This window comes from Paenibacillus sp. ATY16, from assembly GCF_003399985.2.
Taxonomy (GTDB): domain Bacteria; phylum Bacillota; class Bacilli; order Paenibacillales; family Paenibacillaceae; genus Pristimantibacillus; species Pristimantibacillus glycanilyticus.
The window spans coordinates 306,702-324,030 of sequence record NZ_NMOK02000014.1; the positions used below are offsets into that span (position 1 = coordinate 306,702).

At 53.4% G+C, this 17,329-nt stretch carries 10 protein-coding genes; all 10 read left to right on the forward strand.

Going from position 1 to position 17,329, the window contains the following annotated elements; all coding sequences use genetic code 11:
* Positions 1-17 precede the first annotated feature (17 nt).
* The gene (locus CFI03_RS08320) at positions 18-4,319 is read left to right on the forward strand and encodes a carbohydrate binding domain-containing protein (RefSeq protein WP_116394206.1); all 4,302 of its coding nucleotides are present in this window, start codon (positions 18-20) and stop codon (positions 4,317-4,319) included.
* Positions 4,320-4,460: 141 nt separating this feature from the next.
* The gene (bglS, locus tag CFI03_RS08325) at positions 4,461-5,126 is read left to right on the forward strand and encodes a beta-glucanase (RefSeq protein ID WP_481857661.1); all 666 of its coding nucleotides are present in this window, start codon (positions 4,461-4,463) and stop codon (positions 5,124-5,126) included.
* A gap of 284 nt (positions 5,127-5,410) precedes the next feature.
* Entirely contained in the window at positions 5,411-7,135 is a 1,725-nt protein-coding gene (locus tag CFI03_RS08330) for an extracellular solute-binding protein (RefSeq protein WP_116394208.1), read from the forward strand.
* A 420-nt stretch (positions 7,136-7,555) separates the two neighbouring features.
* A complete protein-coding gene (locus tag CFI03_RS08335) occupies positions 7,556-9,361 on the forward strand; it encodes a cache domain-containing sensor histidine kinase (protein ID WP_116394209.1) in 1,806 nt (601 codons plus the stop codon).
* Complete coding sequence (locus CFI03_RS08340) at positions 9,358-10,977, forward strand: response regulator transcription factor (RefSeq protein ID WP_116394210.1); 1,620 nt, start codon at positions 9,358-9,360, stop codon at positions 10,975-10,977. Before CFI03_RS08335 ends, CFI03_RS08340 begins: the two co-directional genes overlap by 4 nt.
* Before the next feature lie 225 nt (positions 10,978-11,202).
* Positions 11,203-12,513: an ABC transporter substrate-binding protein gene (locus CFI03_RS08345; RefSeq protein ID WP_116394211.1), complete on the forward strand. Its 1,311-nt coding sequence runs from the start codon at positions 11,203-11,205 to the stop codon at positions 12,511-12,513.
* Between the two features lie 100 nt (positions 12,514-12,613).
* A complete protein-coding gene (locus CFI03_RS08350; protein ID WP_116394212.1) occupies positions 12,614-13,546 on the forward strand; it encodes a carbohydrate ABC transporter permease in 933 nt (310 codons plus the stop codon).
* A 14-nt stretch (positions 13,547-13,560) separates the two neighbouring features.
* Entirely contained in the window at positions 13,561-14,421 is an 861-nt protein-coding gene (locus CFI03_RS08355) for a carbohydrate ABC transporter permease (protein WP_116394213.1), read from the forward strand.
* Positions 14,422-14,432: 11 nt separating this feature from the next.
* Positions 14,433-15,908, forward strand: a complete 1,476-nt coding sequence (locus CFI03_RS08360) for a sulfatase (protein ID WP_116394214.1) — start codon at positions 14,433-14,435, stop codon at positions 15,906-15,908.
* Positions 15,909-16,057: 149 nt separating this feature from the next.
* On the forward strand, positions 16,058-17,059 hold the full coding sequence (locus CFI03_RS08365) for a formylglycine-generating enzyme family protein (protein ID WP_116394215.1): 1,002 nt from the start codon (positions 16,058-16,060) through the stop codon (positions 17,057-17,059).
* Positions 17,060-17,329 lie beyond the last annotated feature (270 nt).

Consider the following 17,329-nt stretch of genomic DNA (forward strand, 5'->3'; position numbering starts at 1 on the left):
CCATTTGGGAGGTAACTATGTTAAAAAAGAGATTATCGCAATTAACGGCCTGCAGTCTGCTGGCAGCCACTCTTAGCCCGCTTGTTGGAGGGACAGCGATTCATGCCTCGGAAGCGGCTGCGGCAACTTCGTTTAAGGATCTCCAAGGACATTGGGCGGAAGCCGCCGTCAATCGCATGGCTTCGTTTGGAGTTGTAAGCGGTTACGAAAACGGTGCGTTTAAGCCCGGCTCACCAATCAGCCGTGCAGAATTTATTGCCATGCTGGACCGCATATTCGGATTCGCCGGACAAGAAACAGCCGGATTTCAGGATGTGGCACCTGATGCGTGGTATTCCGACGCGGTAACGAGAGCAAGCGGTTCCGGCATTGTTCAAGGCGTGGACGCGAAGCATTTTGCTCCAGGCGCCAGCATTACGCGTGAAGATGCAGCGGTCATGATTGACCGGGCGTTCGAGCTCTCGACGGGCTTGGAAACCGATGCGCAGCTTCAGCAGTTTAAGGATTTGGCGGATGTTTCCGGATACGCAAAGAAAGCGCTTACTTACCTGACGGACGAAAAATACTTAAAAGGCTATAACGGTAAGCTTCAGCCAAAGTCGCCGATTACGCGCGCCGAGTCGGCCGTGCTTTTGTCCGGCATGATTGGGGATTTGGTTGCTAAGCCGGGCAAGTACGACGCCGCGCAAGTGGAAGGCAACCTCATCATTCGCTCCACGGATGTTACCGTCGACCGTACGGCGGTGCACGGAAGCCTGCTGCTTGCCGAAGGGATTAAAGAAGGCGATGCGACGCTCAAGGGCGTTACCGTTACAGGCAAGACGGTTGTTAAGGGTGGCGGAAGCCATTCGGTTATTTTTGACGGCGCCAAGTTGAAGGATGTGCTTATCAACAAGCCAGGCGGTCCGGTTCGCGTTGTTTTCTCAAACGGAACGACGGCGGATCAGGTCCTTATCCAGCATCCGACGGACTTCGAATGGTCGGCGGACAGCCGCGTAGGAAGCCTCCAGGTCCAGTCCGGCGGCGTGACGGTGAATGACAAAGCCGTGCCGGCAGGCACGACAACTACCCTGGGTACGGGTTCCGCGGGAACAACCAATCCTCCTGCAATCAACCCGCCGGCTACGTCCGGGGAGAAGCCCGTACCGCCGACAACGATAGCGGATAACGAGTGGAAGCTCGTATGGAATGACGAATTCAACCAATCAACGATTGATTCAAGCAAGTGGACGGTTCAAGATACCGGCGTTGTTTACAATAACGAGCTTGAGTACTACAAGCCGGATAATGCGGTTATTGAACAAGATGGCGGCCGCAGCGTCCTGAGCCTTAAAGCCAAGAAGGAAGAGCATAAAGGCAGCCAGTACACCTCGGCGAAGCTTATCTCCAAAGAAAAAGGCGACTGGACCTACGGCAAGGTTGTTGTCCGCGCCAAGCTTCCCGTTCAGCAGGGCATGTGGCCGGCGATTTGGCTGCTGCCAACCGATGAAGCCCATTACGGCGGCTGGCCGGCTTCCGGCGAGATCGATCTGATGGAGCTGATTGGCGGAGCGAACAAGAACCGCGTCTATGGCACCCTTCATTACGACAGCGTTCAGCCTGACGGCTCGCATGGGTCCGAACAAGGCAGCTATGTTCTGCCGGAGGGCAAGAGCTTTGCCGACGATTACCACGATTTTCAACTGGAATGGCTCCCTGGCGTCATTCGATTCTATGTGGACGGCCAGCTCTACCAAGAAGTGAGCGACTGGAAAACCAAAGGGCCGGGGCAGCCGGACTATTATACGTATCCCGCTCCGTTTGACCGCCCGTTCTATCTGATTCTGAACCTGGCGGTAGGCGGTGATTGGCCGGGTTCGCCAAACGGCGACTTTACGGCCGATCAGATGAATGTCGACTTCGTAAGGGTGTATGAATACAAGAATTTGGACAGCTGGAAGGATGTAACGGGCAATCCGCCGGAGCCTTCCCCTCAGCGCGATCCGCAGGCCGACGGCAATCTGTTGTATAACGAAAAGTTTACGCAGTCAACGGATGCAAATGGCGTGCCGCAGGATTGGAAGTTCCTTCTTAATGCCGGAGGCTCAGGCCAAGTTGCTGTTGTTGACGATGCTTCCAAAGGAAAAACGGCAAAAATCGCAATCGATAACGCCGGTACGGAGAGTTACTCCGTTCAGTTGACGCAAATACCGGTGTTTTTGCAGAAGGGCAAGAAGTATAAGGTCACGTATGAGGCGAAGGCCGATGAGGCCCGCACGATGATGTCGAAGGTGAATCAGTTCGAGAAGAACTGGAAGAATTACTCCGGCGAGCAATACGGCAATCTGACGACCGAATGGCAGTCTTATGAATATACGTTCGACATGCTAGAGAGTACGGACAACAACGCGAGGTTCGAGTTTAATCTCGGGAAAAACGCGGCGGCCGTCTATATCGCAAACGCGAAGCTGGTTGAGATCGGCGATGCGTCTCCCCAGCCGGAGGTGCCGGGTGAACGGACCGCGCTGGCGGACGGCAATCTGATCTATAACGGTACGTTTGATCAAGGGAAAGACCGGCTGGCTTTTTGGACCAAATCCGTTGCTCCGGGTGCGGAAGCAGCGGTCAGCGTGAATAACTTCCTTGCGTTTCCGATTTATGAGCGGCAGTTAGTCGTTAATGTGACAGACGGCGGAGCGGATGCGGAAGCCGTAACGGTCTCCCAGCCTGGGCTGGCGCTTGCAGGGAACAGCGAATACGGCATTTCTTTTGAGGCCAAGGCCGATGCGCCGAGGAGTATGAAGGTTGAACTGGCCGGCGATCATTCCGCTTCATACCCAGGCGGCAATACCATATCGCTGGGCACCACGCTGCAAGCCTACTCGCTGGAAGCGGTATTGGGGGGCGGCGCGGATACGGCGGAAGCGGAGCTAAAGCTGCTGTTCGGCGGCGAGAGCGGTACGGTCTATGTCGACAACGTCCGGCTGGTGAAGCGCGGCGAGCCGATTACGGTAGCGGGCTATACGCATATTCCGGCGGCAAACGCATGGGAGATGCAGGGGCTGCAGCTCGAAAACGCAAGCGAAGGCGGCAAAAACGTCGCTTACATGGATGAAGGCGATACGCTCAAGTACAAAATCGGCGTAACTCGTTCCGGTGTATATCAATTCTCGGCCAGAGTGGCAAGCGGTAAGGAGCAGTCGCAAGTCCGCCTGCGGATCAAAGACGAGAATGGTACCGTCGTCTCGCAGTCGAGTTATGAACTCGGCAATACCGGCGGCTGGCAGACTTATCAAACCGTCTATATGAATCCTGCCGCGCTGGCAGCCGGACATGACTATTATGTGGAATTCCAGGGCTACGACTATAACACGCTTTGGGTAGACCTGTCGCCTAACCTGGTTCAGAACGGCGGATTCGATACGGATCTTAATGGCTGGAATCTGAGTGCGGGAGGTTCGGCGACCATGAGCCGCTCGGATGGGGGAAGCCTGGTTGCGACGCTCCCGGGCACAAGCGCGAACTGGTGGGACGATACGCTTCAGCAAGGCCAATTAACGATCGAGAAGGGCAAGACTTACAGGCTGGAATTTGATGCTTCCGCTACTAGCGAGAAAGCCGTGCAGGTTGTTGTCTCGCAAAGCAGCGGCGATTTCGCCAAATATTTGGAGGACACTGCCCAGCTTTCCGCAGACCGCAAGCATTACGCTTATTCTTTTGCAATGGCCAGCGATTCCGATCCTTCGTCCGTGCTGGTGTTCGGGCTGGGCAATCCGGCGGGCGCCGCAGGCGGGCATTCGGTAACGTTCGATAACGTACTGCTGTACGAGGTGAATGCTTCCGCGGAAAGCGGCGGCCAGCCTACGAACGTCAATCTGCTGCAAAACGGCAATTTCGCGAACGGCCTCGCGGGGTGGTTCTCTTATACGGCGGCACCGGGCGAGCTTACGATCGGAGCTAACAACGGAAAGCTGGAGGCTTCGATCGGCGCTGTGGGCGATAACCCTTGGGATCGCCAGGTTATTCAAGAGGGCTTCGCTATTCAGCAGGGAAGCAAATATGCGTTTAGCTTCAAAGCCAAAGCCAGCACGGCAAGGAAGCTGGGTCTTGGCATCGGATGGGTAGATGTGCCGGCAGGCTATGCATGGCATGGCTATTACGGCCAGCAGGTGGATTTGACGGAAGAGGAGCAGACCTTTACGTTCACCTTTGACGTGACCGATCAGGGGTATAATACGTCCCGCATCTCCTTCGATATGGGCAATATCGCGGGCGGCAACGCCGGTAACGCGACGATTACGATCTCGGACGTTAGCTTGGTCAATCTGGGGCCGATTTAACGCCATTGTATAGATCGAAAGCTTGGTGCTGGGGGAGGGGATAAGCGAAGGCGGCAGGCAATTCCAAGGCATGATAAAATCCGGAGGTGTTCTATGAAAAAGAAAGCATCCCTTCTTATGGCCGGTTCGGCGATTGTATCGATGTTGTTTGTCTCAAGCTCTTACGGGGCTACGGAATTTTGGGAGCCTCTTACGTATTATAATCCCGCTACCTGGCAGAAGGCGGACGGCTACTCGAACGGCGGCATGTTCAACTGTACCTGGCGGGCGAACAACGTAAGCTTTACGAGCGACGGGCATTTGAAGCTGGGCTTGACCAGCTCTGCCTACAACGTGTTTGACTGCGCCGAGTACCGTTCCGTCAACAAATACGGTTACGGTCTGTACGAGGTCAGCATGAAGCCGGCGAAAAACACGGGCATCGTATCTTCCTTCTTCACTTATACCGGTCCGTCTGACGGTACGCCTTGGGATGAGATCGATATCGAGTTCCTCGGCAAAGATACCACCAAGGTTCAGTTTAACTATTACACTAATGGCGTGGGCGGCCATGAGAAAATCGTTGATCTTGGCTTTGATGCGTCGCAAGGCTTCCATACTTACGCGTTTAACTGGCAAGCCGGATCAATCAAATGGTATGTGGATGGCGTACTGAAGCATACGGCAACCTCCAGCATCCCGACCAATCCGGGCAAAATCATGATGAACATCTGGAACGGCAAGGGAGTCGACAGCTGGCTCGGAGCCTACAACGGCGCCAATCCGCTTTATGCCGAGTACGATTGGATGAAATATACGAGCAACTAGTTTAGCGTTAACGGTACAGGGGAACCTGTACCGTTGTTTTTTGCTTCGGTCGAGCTCTATTTGCTATAGGCGGGCGAGAGGGAGCGAGAGATCAAATAGCCCCTCAGGGGATATATTTCAACTGGCATGGCATAGCCCGTTACAGTAAAATTTTAAGGGTGCATATTCAATTTCCAACATCCTAAAGAAGTGCAATCGATGTTGCAATCTTAGTATAGAACGGGGTAGTCCAACTCCTTATTATAAGTCCTGTAAGCTAATACATTGCACTGGGGGAAACGCAGTTGAAAGAACAAAAGAAAAAGTTGCTGCCGACCATGGTACTCGCGGGAGTGATCTCCCTTACGGCGATTACGAGCGCATGCGGCAACAATAACAATGCACCGGACAATGCCAATGCGAGCAAAGAGCCAAGCAACACGGCTTCCGCAGAGAATGCGAATGCAGGCTCGGAAGCGAAAGACGTCAAATACGATCCTCCGATTACCGTTACCTATTTGCGTCCTTGGGGCCCGGATGTCAAATTCAAATCGGGCGAAGACCAGGACAATAACGTTCATACGAAATGGGCGCTTGATAAATTCGGCATTCAGCTCAAGAATCAGTGGATTGCTCCTTCCACGAACAATGCCTTTGAAACGAAGCTTCGTTTGTCTCTTGCAACAAACGAAAAAATGCCGGATATTATTTCGTACCGCGGTGACTTCACGCTGGTAAGAGAGCTGATTGATTCCGGCCGCTTCGTTGATGCAGGCGAGCTGTTCGACAAATATGCGAGCCAGGTATGGAAGGATGCGATGAACGAGGATCCAACCGTATGGTATCCGTACATGGAGGACGGCAAGCGAATTGGGATTCCGATTCTGGATTACGCTTACAATGGCGACCCTGTCATGTGGATCCGTGAAGACTGGATGCAGAAGCTTGGACTGTCGGCGCCAAAAACGTTGGATGATCTCGAGAAAGTGATGGATGCCTTCACGAACCAGGATCCGGACGGTAACGGCAAGAAGGATACTTACGGTCTCGCAATCGGCTTCAAGAACTGGATTAATACATGGATGTCGGACGCGGGCTGGATCTTTGGCGCTTACGGCACAATGCCTAACCAATGGAACAAAACCGCGGACGGCAAGCTCGAATACGGCTCCGTAACCGAAGGCTCCAAGAAGGCGCTGGCCACGCTTCAAAGCTGGATGAGCAAAGGCTATCTGCCAACCGAAGCGGGTCTCTATGACGAGACGAAAGCGGCGGAAGACTTCACGGCGGGCAAAGCGGGTATCGTTGTTGGTCCTCACTGGATGCCGGCATGGCCGCTGGAAGACGTGAAGAAGAACAATAAAGACGCGCAGTACAAAGCTTATCCGCTGCCAGCGGGACCAGACGGTAAAGTGGGACGTCACGGTACATCGAACTCGAACGGCGTAGTCTTGATTAATGCCGAAATGGAGCATCCGGAAGCGTTCTTCGCTTACCAGAATTATCTGTTCGAGCAATACGCGAATCCGCAGGTTGGCGGAGAGTTCGAGAACGGTCTTGCCGAAGGTTACGACTGGGTTACGGTAGACGGCCAGGTGAAGACGGACGCGGCAAGCACGGGCGGTTACGCACCTGAGAAATATACGCTGACTTTTGACGGCGCTCGTATTCCAAGCCTGAACATGCAAGTGCTCTCGAAGCTCGCGAACGGCGAAGAAGCGACTACTCCATTCGAGAAGAAGCTGAAGATGAGCACTCCGCAGCCAATGCTGGAAGCAGCTAAGATTGTACAGGAGCAGAAGGATTCGGTTCTGCCTCAAATGTTTACGGGCGCTCCGACCAAGACGATGCAGACAAGCAACGATATTCTGGGCAAGATGGAGAAGGACACCTTCTCGCAAATCATCTACGGCAAAGCTCCGGTTGATTCCTTCGACAAATTCGTGGAGAAGTGGAAATCCTCCGGCGGCGATAAAATCACCCAGGAAGTTAACGAGTGGTACCAATCCGTCAGCAGCGGAACAAAATAAATCTTGTCAGTAAGAGACCGTCTCTCATATGAAGAGGCGGTCTTTATCTTTCTGCCCCCTCTTTTAAAAAGAGCAGGGTTCTTTGCGGCGTAACGCCCGTAAGGGCGCGGCAAACCGGACGGAGCGGGCCGGCACGGAGCAAGTGAATGTTCTGGAGAAGCGGAGTTAATGCTTCCGAAGTAGCTTTCTTGCAGAAAGCTTGTAGCCCGCCTTTGTTTTCAAAGTTTAACCTTAAACCAAATTAGAAACGGAAACTTTGAAAACAACAGCGGTCGAAAGAGCATTCACTTGCGTAGTGCCGGCCATTAGCGTAGTCCCATACCCCCAGCGCAAAAACCAGTTACCCGCAACAACCAACTCTTTTTATGTTATAGTATTGGTTATTTAAACGACTTACGGACAATGACGGGGGAGCTTCACATGGTATGGAACTGGTTCATTCGGAAAAGCAGCGTGCAAAATAAGTTTCTGATCGCTTCGCTGGTGCTTATTATTATACCGCTGGGACTGTTCGGGACGATCTCGCTGCAGATCTCCAAGGATTCCATCACCTCGCAGGTCAGCCAGTCGAACCTGAAGACGCTGGGACAGATTGCGGACAAGACCGACCGGATGCTGGATGACATTATCGCGGTGTCGAACCAGTTCTTCCTCAGCACCGAGGTGAACCACGCGTTTACGCAAGCCTTTGATCCGAGCAGCTACGAATATGCCATGCAGAGGGCTTCCTTCGATCAGATGCTGTCCAATTCCATTTATTCTTTTAACCGGATCAGCTTTCAAGTACTGTTGAGAGGGCTTAACGGCTTTGAATTTCCGGGCAACGGCATGGAGGAGACGTTGTCTCAGCCGGTCAGCTCGTATTCGGACAAGGAGTGGTACCGCGCCGCCGTCTACGGTCAAGGCCAGATTATCTGGGTAACCGAGCCGATGCCGGAGCTGACGGGTGTAGACCGGGGGGCCGCCTTCTACGGCGTACGGATCAGCAAGCGGTTTGAAAGCGGTTCACCTACGGGCATTGTAGCGGTCAGCGTCGACGAAAGCTCGCTTAACGACTTATACAGCAGCGCGCTCGATAAAGCGCAGGAGATCGAGATCGTAGACGCAAACGGAAGAATCATCTCCTCCGGCCATAAAGACCAAATTCGCGAGTCGCTGGCCAGCCGGCCGTATTATTATAAAATCCGGGATTACGATTCCGGTTATTTCAGGGCGGAGGAAGGCGGAAAGGAGCAGCTCATCTCTTTCCAGACAATCGGCAAGACGAATTGGAAGCTGATTTCGTACACGCCTACGGCGACGGTATTGTCCAGCATCAACCAGCTCCAGACGATCGTTATTCTGGTTTTTGCGGGTGTTATGCTGCTTGCGTACGCATCCTCTTATTTCATGGCGAGGCGCCTTGCCGTTCCGATCAAAAGATTGTATAACCATTTTGGACGGGTGGAGCTTGGCGATTTGTCGGTCCGTCTTCCCGTTAACTCGGAGGATGAAATCGGGCATTTGACGAGAAAGTTCAATCGCATGCTCGAACGGATTCAGGAGCTGCTGGAAAATATCCGGCTGGAGCAGGAGCGCAAAAGACATGCGGAGCTCCAGGCGCTGCAATCGCAGATCAACCCGCATTTCCTGTACAATACTCTAGCCTCGATCCGGTTTATGCTCGTGAAGCACAAGCCGGAGACGATTGATTCGGTTATCGTGGCTCTGGTGAAGCTGCTCAAGCAATCCATTTCGAAGCAGGACGAGCTTATCCCGATCGGGGAGGAGCTGGAGATGGTCCGGAATTATTTATACATTCAACAAATCAGGCAAGGGGACCGGATGGAGGTCCGGTACGAGCTCGAAGAGGAGCTTTACGAATACAAGACCATCAAGCTTATTTTGCAGCCGCTGATCGAAAATGCGATATTCCATGGCCTGGAACGCAAGGGAGAAGGACAACGGCAGCTTATCGTGAGAGGGTATATGGAACGAACCGATATTTGTTTTGAGATCGAGGATAACGGGGTCGGGATGGATCTTGGGGACATGGATTCCAAGGCAGCGGGAGAGCAAGACGAAAAATTGGTTCACCGCGGAGGCTACCGGAACGTTCACGAACGGCTTCAGCTTAATTTTGGCGAGAATTACGGAATCAGCGTGCAATCGCAAGCCGGGGCGGGAACGACGGTCCTCGTCCGGATACCCGCTATACACAAATGGGAGGAGGTGCGGACAAGATGAATATTCTCATTGTGGATGATGAACCGATGATCCGGGAATGGTTCCAGATGACGGTGGAGCGGACGGGCGGCGATTACCGGATAGCGGGCGAAGCTTCGAACGGCGAGGATGCTTTAACCTTCTGCCGGACCCATCCGGTTGATCTTGTCGTTACGGATATCAAGATGCCGGGAATGAACGGGATTGACCTGATCAAAGCGCTGAAAGAAGAAATGCCGCATATCCGGTCGGTGGTCTTCAGCTCTTACAGCGAGTTCCAATTCGCGGCGGAAGCGCTGAAGTTTGGGGCAAGCGAATACATTTTGAAGGCGGAAATTACGCTGTCCGGGCTGGAACAGATTTTGCAGAAAATCAAAAAGGATATTGACCTGGATCAACGGGCGGCCAGCGAAATAAACGCGCTTAGATACAGCTTGAACGAAAGTCAGGTTACGCTTCGCAATGCCTATTTCCGTGAACTCTTGGAGGGTGGACGGGAGGCGGCGAATGGATTCGCGGAGAGAATGGAGCGTCTGCATATCGGGTTGTCCGAGAAGCATCTTGCCTTGCTTGTTGTGGGAATTGTACAGGGCTCGGAGCCGCTGCGAATCAGGGAGGAAGGGCTGCTGCATAACGCGGTCATTAACATTCTGGACGAGACGCTGCATCATGAGCTGGGGAACGGCTGCTCCTTCCTCTACAAGCCGAATCTGTATATCATGCTCTGCAATTCGGTTCACACGGGATTAAAGTCGCAGCGCGAATCGCTGCTTGTGCTGGCAAGCCGGGCAAGCGAGCATTTGCAGCGGTTTGTCGGAGCTAACGCCGTGATCGGAATCAGCCATATGTACAGCAGGCTGTCTTATTTGCCGGAGCAGCTGTCCGAAGCTCTTGCGGCTGCGGACCGTCATTTATTTTACGGCGATCCCGGTATTGCCTGGTATGAAGACAACGGCAGTGCAGGCAGCGCGGCTTACAGCAACTACGGGTCCGGCTGGACGTCAACGTTTCAGGGCTATCTGGATAACGGACTGACGGCTAGAGCCGGCTTGTTCCTCGAGAGAATTATGGACGAGATGGAAACGGGGAGACAGCTGTCAGCCAAGCAGGCAAGGTCGCTGGTGCTGGAGTTGATTTACATTGCGGTTAACCGCGCCCGAACGGTAGGCGTTCCGACGGAAGAGCTGGAGACGCTCTATATTGACGCCCACGTGGAGGTTCAGCGGTATGCAACGTTCCGCGAATTGTCCGGCTGGGCGAGCAGCGTTTTTCATCAGATCATGGATCGGATCAGCGCGCGGCGTCCGCAATATGGCGAAGCGGTGGAACGGGCATGCGAATATATTACGCTGCATTATGCGGAGGATCTGATGCTGCAGGACATCGCGGACCATGTTCATCTGAGCCGGACGTACATCAGTGAATTGTTCAAGAAGGAAACGGGCATGAATTATAACGAGTACCTGATGCAGGTGCGGATGGAAAAAGCGAAGGAGCTTCTGAAACGGCAGACGCTGAAGGTTGCCGATGCCGCGGCGCTTGTCGGTTATTCGAATACGAGCTATTTCATCAAGCTGTTCAAGAGCTATACGGGCTTGTCCCCGGCCGAATATATGGAGCGGCAGCGAAGCGTCTAAATAAATACCGATCCGTCAAACATCGCGATAACGCGGTGTTTTTTTGTGAAATCCGAACAGCGGAGTACGGAATCCGAATATTTTGCTAGTCCCTTAAGGCAGAGGAGCCAGGCTGCTCTTTATTCCTGTACTTTTGTGCCGAAAGACCGGAATCTTGCGTCACTGGCGGGCTCCGCCATTCTTTATACTTCATAGTAGATTTCACAAAGGGAGGTCATAGGAGATATGAAAAAAAGAAAAAGCATCATGACGGCGCTTTGCGTGACGGTGCTGGCCAGCGTTGCGTTAACCGCATGCGGCAGCAACTCCACCGAGCAGCTGAACCCGAAGGACAACGGTTCTTCCGGCGGCAGCAAGACGCTGACATTCTGGCGGGCAGGCACGGATGCGCCGGAGAAAGCGTATTGGACGCGCGTGATTCAGGAATTCGAAGCCAGCCATCCGGGCGTGAAGGTGAACTACAGCGAGGTTCCGTTCGGCAACGACATGGAGACCAAGCTGAATGCCGCTTATGCCAGCGGTACCGCGCCGGATGTGCTGTCTTATACACTGGCATCGGTTGCCCAGCGGGCAAATCTTGGCCAATATGAACCGCTTGACGCTTATACGGATAAGTGGGATGGCAAAGGCGACATGATGGAAAGCGTGCTGAACACCGGCATGTACAAAGACAAGCTGTACGGCCTCGGGTTTATTCCGGATCCTCGCGTTCTATTGTGGCGCAAAGACCTGTTCGAAGCGGCTGGACTTGATCCCGAGAAGCCGCCGGCAAGCTGGGAAGAGCTTGCGAAGGATGCGGAGCTACTGACGAAGAAAGACGGTAATACAACGGTGACGGCGGGTCTGGCCATTCCAACGGCTAACGCTTGGACCTTCTGGCAATCGTTTGTCCTGCAAAACGGCGGCAAAATCATCGATGCGGATAAAAACGAGCCGCTCTTCGATTCTCCGGAATCGATTGAAGCCACGCAGTATATTGTGGACCTGGTGAAAAAAGGCGTAACGATTCCGAACGACTCGGCGAAATCCAACGAGAACCTGTTCCCGAACGGCAAAGCCGCAATCGCTTACGACAGCCCGGCTGCTTACGTGAATACGCAAAAGGATCATCCGGAGCTGGCCGGCAAGATTGGCGTATCCGGTCCAATCGAGCGCAAAACAAAAGCTACCTTCGCCGGTATGCGCCTGCTCTTCATGAGCTCGCAAAGCAAGCAGAAGGATCTGGCGTTTGAATTCATGCAGACGGTTATGTCCAAGGAAGAGACATGGAACCGATACAAGGAGCTTGGCACGCCGGTTGTCCTGAACTCGCTGAAGGATGATTACATCAAAGACAAACCGGAAATGAACCAAGCGGTATTCGACGCGGTATCCTACGGGGAAGGCGCAGCAAAGGTCACTTACTCCAGCAAAATGTACGAGATTATCAGCCAGCATCTGGAAGCCGCCTTCTACAACACGAAATCGGCGGAGCAAGCGATGAAGGATGCGGCCGCAGAGCTGAAAAAAGAGCTGCCAAACTTGATTACCAACTAACCGGCATCCATTTAGCATGTAATAGGCGCCTGCTGCCGCAAGAAGGGCAGGCGCCTTTTTCAAAGGATTTTTCTCATTGAAGGAAGAGAGGCGAGGCGTTATGAATTCCGTGAATCCGGCTGCTGCAGCCAGCAAGGCGACAACTCGCAAGAGCCGGCGGCGCGCCCCAATCGATAAGGCCGGATATCTGTTTATTGCCCCGGGCTATCTCGTTTATTTCGCGTTTATTTTTATCCCGCTGCTGGTGGGGCTGTATTACAGCTTTACGAACTACAACTTTTACTCGACGCCGGCTTTTGTTGGTTTCGACAACTACGTAAGGCTGTTCCATGACAAGCTGTTTGGCACGGCGGTGTACAACACGTTTATTTATTCCTTGTTTTCGATTTTCCCGCAGATGGCCTTAGGCCTCTTGCTCGCGGTATTGCTTAACGGAAAGCTGAGAGGCCGCCTGTTCGCCCGCGTCAGCGTTTATATTCCGAACGTCACCTCCATGGTGGCGGTATCGATGATCTGGCTATGGATTTACGATCCGTCGCTCGGGATTTTGAACCGCGTGCTGAAGACGTTAGGCCTTGCCCCGGTGCAATGGCTGTACGATCCGAGCACGGCGATGGCCGCCATCATTATAATGGGAATCTGGAAATCGATCGGCTACACGATGATCGTGTATTTGTCCGGTCTGCAGTCCATCCCGGCAAGCCTTTATGAAGCCGCTCATATGGATGGCGCAACAAAGGTCCGGCAGTTTTTTGCCATCACGATTCCGATGCTTAAGCCAACAACGTTCTTTATTCTGGTTATGTCCTGCATTAACTCGTTTATGGTGTTTGAGCAGGTCAACATTTTGACAAACGGCGGACCGCTGAACAAAACGACAACCATCGTGCATCAGATTTACCTGCGCGGCTTCCAGGATTTCCAGATGGGCTACGCTTCGGCGATGGCGATGGTCTTGTTCGTGATTACGCTGCTTATTACTTTGCTGAATTTCCGTCTCGGAAATAAAGGGAATGACACCGATGTGGATTAGGAGGCGGACACGTAATGACTAGAAAATGGCCTACTGTAATTTTTTCAATCGTTATGTTTATCATTGCATTGCTTATGCTGTTCCCGTTCTTGTTAATGGTCGTGACATCATTAAAGACGATGGGCGAGATTCAGTCCCCGACATTTACGTTTATTCCGAAACATTGGTTATTCGACAATTACGCGGAAGCCATGGGACGAGGCGATTGGCTCCGATACTTCTATAATTCGTTTATCGTAACCGGCGTTACCGTAGTATTCAGCCTGGTGTTTAACTCCATGGCGGGCTTCGCTTTTGCTAGGCTGCGTTTCCCGGGCCGGGATGTACTCTTCTTCTCCGTGCTGATCGGCATTATGGTGCCGCCGCAGGCGACGATGATTCCAACCTTCCTGATGATGAAGATGTTCCCGTTCTTTGGGGGCAACGACTGGCAGGGGCAAGGCGGCTTTGGCTTCATTAACAGCTATACGGGGCTGGTGCTGCCGTTTATTGCGGGCTCCTTCGGGATTTTCCTGTGCCGGCAATATTTCTTAAACTTCCCGCGGGCGCTTGACGAGGCGGCGCAGATTGACGGAGCGAATGTCTTCCGCGTATTCTTCCAGATCTATCTGCCGCTCAGCAAACCGATTCTGGCAACGCTGGCGATCTTCAAAACTACGGCAACTTGGAACGATTACATGTGGCCGCTTATCATGACCAACACGGAGCATATGCGGACCGTGCAGCTTGGCCTTACCATTTTCCGCAGCGAGACGAACGTAGAATGGAATTTGCTCATGGCGGCAACTACCTTAGTCGTGTTGCCTCTTGTATTATTATTCTTGGCAGCGCAGAAATACTTTGTGCAGGGGATTGTCACAACAGGTCTGAAATAAGGGGTGCTTTCATGCGAACGATTATGATTATGCTCGATACCTTGAACCGAAGAGCTTTATCCGCTTACGGCGGGGATGGCGTTCGGACGCCTAATATCGACCGGCTGGCGGAGCAGTCCGTCGTCTTCGACCAGCATTGGTCCGGGTCGCTGCCTTGCATGCCGGCGCGGCGCGATATACTGACGGGACGAGCCGCTTTTCTGGAGAAGGGCTGGGGCGGAATTGAACCGTTTGACCGTACGTTGCCCGCCGCGTTAAGGGAAGACGGCGTGTTCAGCCACATCGTGACCGACCACTATCATTATTTTGCAACGGGCGGCGAGAACTATTGCCAGTCCTTCTCCACGTGGGATTTCCACCGGGGGCAGGAGGATGATCCTTGGGTTTCTTCTATTAAAGATTTGCCTGCGCCGGAGCATTATTACGGTCAGGTACGCGCGCAATGCGAGAAGAACCGTACGCGGTTTCTTCACGAAGAGGATTATCCGGGGCCAAGGACCATTCAGGCGGCATGCGACTGGCTGGAGAAGAACGGACGCGAGGACCGGTATTTCTTGACGGTGGAAGCTTTTGACCCGCATGAGCCGTTTGATACGCCCGATCGTTATTTGCAAATGTACCAGGACAGCTACGAAGGTCCAGCCTACAGCTGGCCGAAATACGGCACCGTTGACGTACCGCCGGAGGCGCTTGCCCATATTCAAAAGCGTTATGCGGCAACTCTTACGATGACCGACCATTGGCTTGGCAAGCTGCTGGATACGATGGAACGGCTGGATATCCTGGACGATACTCTTGTTATTTTTACAACCGACCACGGTTTATTGCTTGGCGAGCATGAACAGACCGGCAAAAACGTCATGCATGTGTATAACGAGCTGGCCAATATCCCGCTAATGATTCGTCTGCCTGAAGGCCGGGCCGCGGGCACCCGCATCCAGGCGCTTACTCAAAATATCGATCTTATGCCTACGATCCTGGACTATATGGGAGCTTCGATTCCGGATACGGTGCAAGGCTCTTCGCTTCGCGGATTGCTCGAAGGAACGCAGGAGAAGGTGAGGGAAGCGGCTTTGTACGGCTATCACGGGATGTGCGTCAATGTAACGGATGGCCGTTATACGTATATGCGCGCACCGGTCTCCAAGGATAATTATCCTTGTTACGCTTACACAGCTATGCCGACCACTTTCCGTTCCTATCTCGGACGCGTAGCGCCGGAGCGAATTGAAGCGGGCCGGTTCCTGCCTTATACGGCATATCCGGTGTTCAAAATTCCGGAAAGCACGCAGGGAGTAACGTATGCCCGGAATCAATTCGTCATGGAGACGCGGCTGTATGATCTTGCTCGGGATGAGCATCAGGAGCATCCGCTTCAGGATGATGAGGCCGAGGCAAGGATGATGGAGCTGCTCGTTGCGGGCATGAAGCGGGCGGGAGCACCGGAAGAGCAGTACGTCCGGCTTGGACTACAAGAAAAAGAATAGAGAAGATGGCAGTATAAGGCCTTCCGTTAGTTTACGTGCGGAAAGCGTTGTACTGCCTTTTCTTATTATGGTAGTGTTGAAATAAGAGATTTACAGAAAAGCTAGCTAGATGGATCATAGACACTTCTTATTGGGAGAGGATGTTAAAGATGGCACAGGAATCAGAGAGCAGCACGGTAAAATCCTGCTGTTCCACCGATCGTTCATCGGTTGTGATTGCACCTAAGAATCTGAGGCTGAAAGCAGCGGTCAAACCGGCGGACTCCAAGCCGGCAGCCAATCCGGATACAGCGGGAATGCTGTTTATTCCGGGCGGAACCTTCCTGATGGGAACCAATGATAAGGAAGGCTTTGCGGCAGACGGGGAAGGACCGGTGCATAGCGTTACCGTAAACAGCTTTTATATGGATGAAACGGCGGTAACGAACGAGCAGTTCGGACGTTTTATCGCGGCAACGGGTTACGTCACCGAAGCCCAGAGGTTTGGCTGGTCTTACGTGTTCCATCTGTTCGTTTCTGAGGAGGAAGCGGCGAAGGTGAAGACGGTGCCGCAGACAGCCCCTTGGTGGTACCCGGTTGAAGGTGCGGACTGGAACCATCCGGAAGGACCCGATTCTCATATCGAAGGCCGCGAGGATCATCCGGTTATTCATGTCAGCTGGAACGATGCGATGGCGTATTGCGAGTGGGCGGGCAGGCGTCTGCCGACGGAAGCGGAGTGGGAATACGCGGGCCGCGGCGGACTTGCGCAGAAGCGTTACCCTTGGGGCGATGAGCTGAAGCAAGGCGGCGAGCATAACTGCAACATCTGGCAGGGTAAATTCCCGGTCAAAAATCACGCCAGCGACGGTTACCTGGGAACCGCTCCGGCCAAGAGCTTCAAGCCCAACGGCTATGGCCTCTATAATATGGCGGGCAACGTCTGGGAATGGTGCTCCGACTGGTTCAGTCCGGCCTACTACCAGAGCGGCGAGAACGATAACCCGCCTGGCCCGCGTACCGGAGAAGGCCGCGTCATGCGGGGCGGCTCGTATCTCTGCCACAGCTCCTACTGCAACCGCTACCGGGTAGCGGCGCGCAGCAAGAATACGCCCGACAGCTCCACCGGCAATTGCGGGTTCCGCACGGTGCTGTCCGCACCGCAGCAATAATAGAGCAAAGCCGTCTACCAAGCACGCCGTTAGCTTGGTAGACGGCTTTTTTTGTAGCCCGAAAGCACCTGCGACGCGGGGGCTGGGCTATTTCAACAACGCCACCTAAACCGTGCTTTCCGAGCTTAACGATGCCCCGCATCGTAAAGCGACCTCTCCCATCCATCCACCCACCTCACCGACAGGTCACAATCTTATCCTTTCAGGTCACCGGATTGGTAGTGAGACTCCCCTTCGAAATCCTACAATGAACTCATGAACCACGGCATA

Excerpts from the sequence above, each read along its gene's own strand:
- CFI03_RS08320 (WP_116394206.1), top strand. The coding sequence starts at position 18 with ATGTTAAAAAAGAGATTATCGCAATTAACGGCCTGCAGTCTGCTGGCA.
- bglS (WP_481857661.1), top strand. The coding sequence starts at position 4,461 with ATGTTGTTTGTCTCAAGCTCTTACGGGGCTACGGAATTTTGGGAGCCT.
- CFI03_RS08335 (WP_116394209.1), top strand. The coding sequence starts at position 7,556 with ATGGTATGGAACTGGTTCATTCGGAAAAGCAGCGTGCAAAATAAGTTT.
- CFI03_RS08340 (WP_116394210.1), top strand. The coding sequence starts at position 9,358 with ATGAATATTCTCATTGTGGATGATGAACCGATGATCCGGGAATGGTTC.
- CFI03_RS08345 (WP_116394211.1), top strand. The coding sequence starts at position 11,203 with ATGAAAAAAAGAAAAAGCATCATGACGGCGCTTTGCGTGACGGTGCTG.
- CFI03_RS08350 (WP_116394212.1), top strand. The coding sequence starts at position 12,614 with ATGAATTCCGTGAATCCGGCTGCTGCAGCCAGCAAGGCGACAACTCGC.
- CFI03_RS08355 (WP_116394213.1), top strand. The coding sequence starts at position 13,561 with ATGACTAGAAAATGGCCTACTGTAATTTTTTCAATCGTTATGTTTATC.
- CFI03_RS08360 (WP_116394214.1), top strand. The coding sequence starts at position 14,433 with ATGCGAACGATTATGATTATGCTCGATACCTTGAACCGAAGAGCTTTA.
- CFI03_RS08365 (WP_116394215.1), top strand. The coding sequence starts at position 16,058 with ATGGCACAGGAATCAGAGAGCAGCACGGTAAAATCCTGCTGTTCCACC.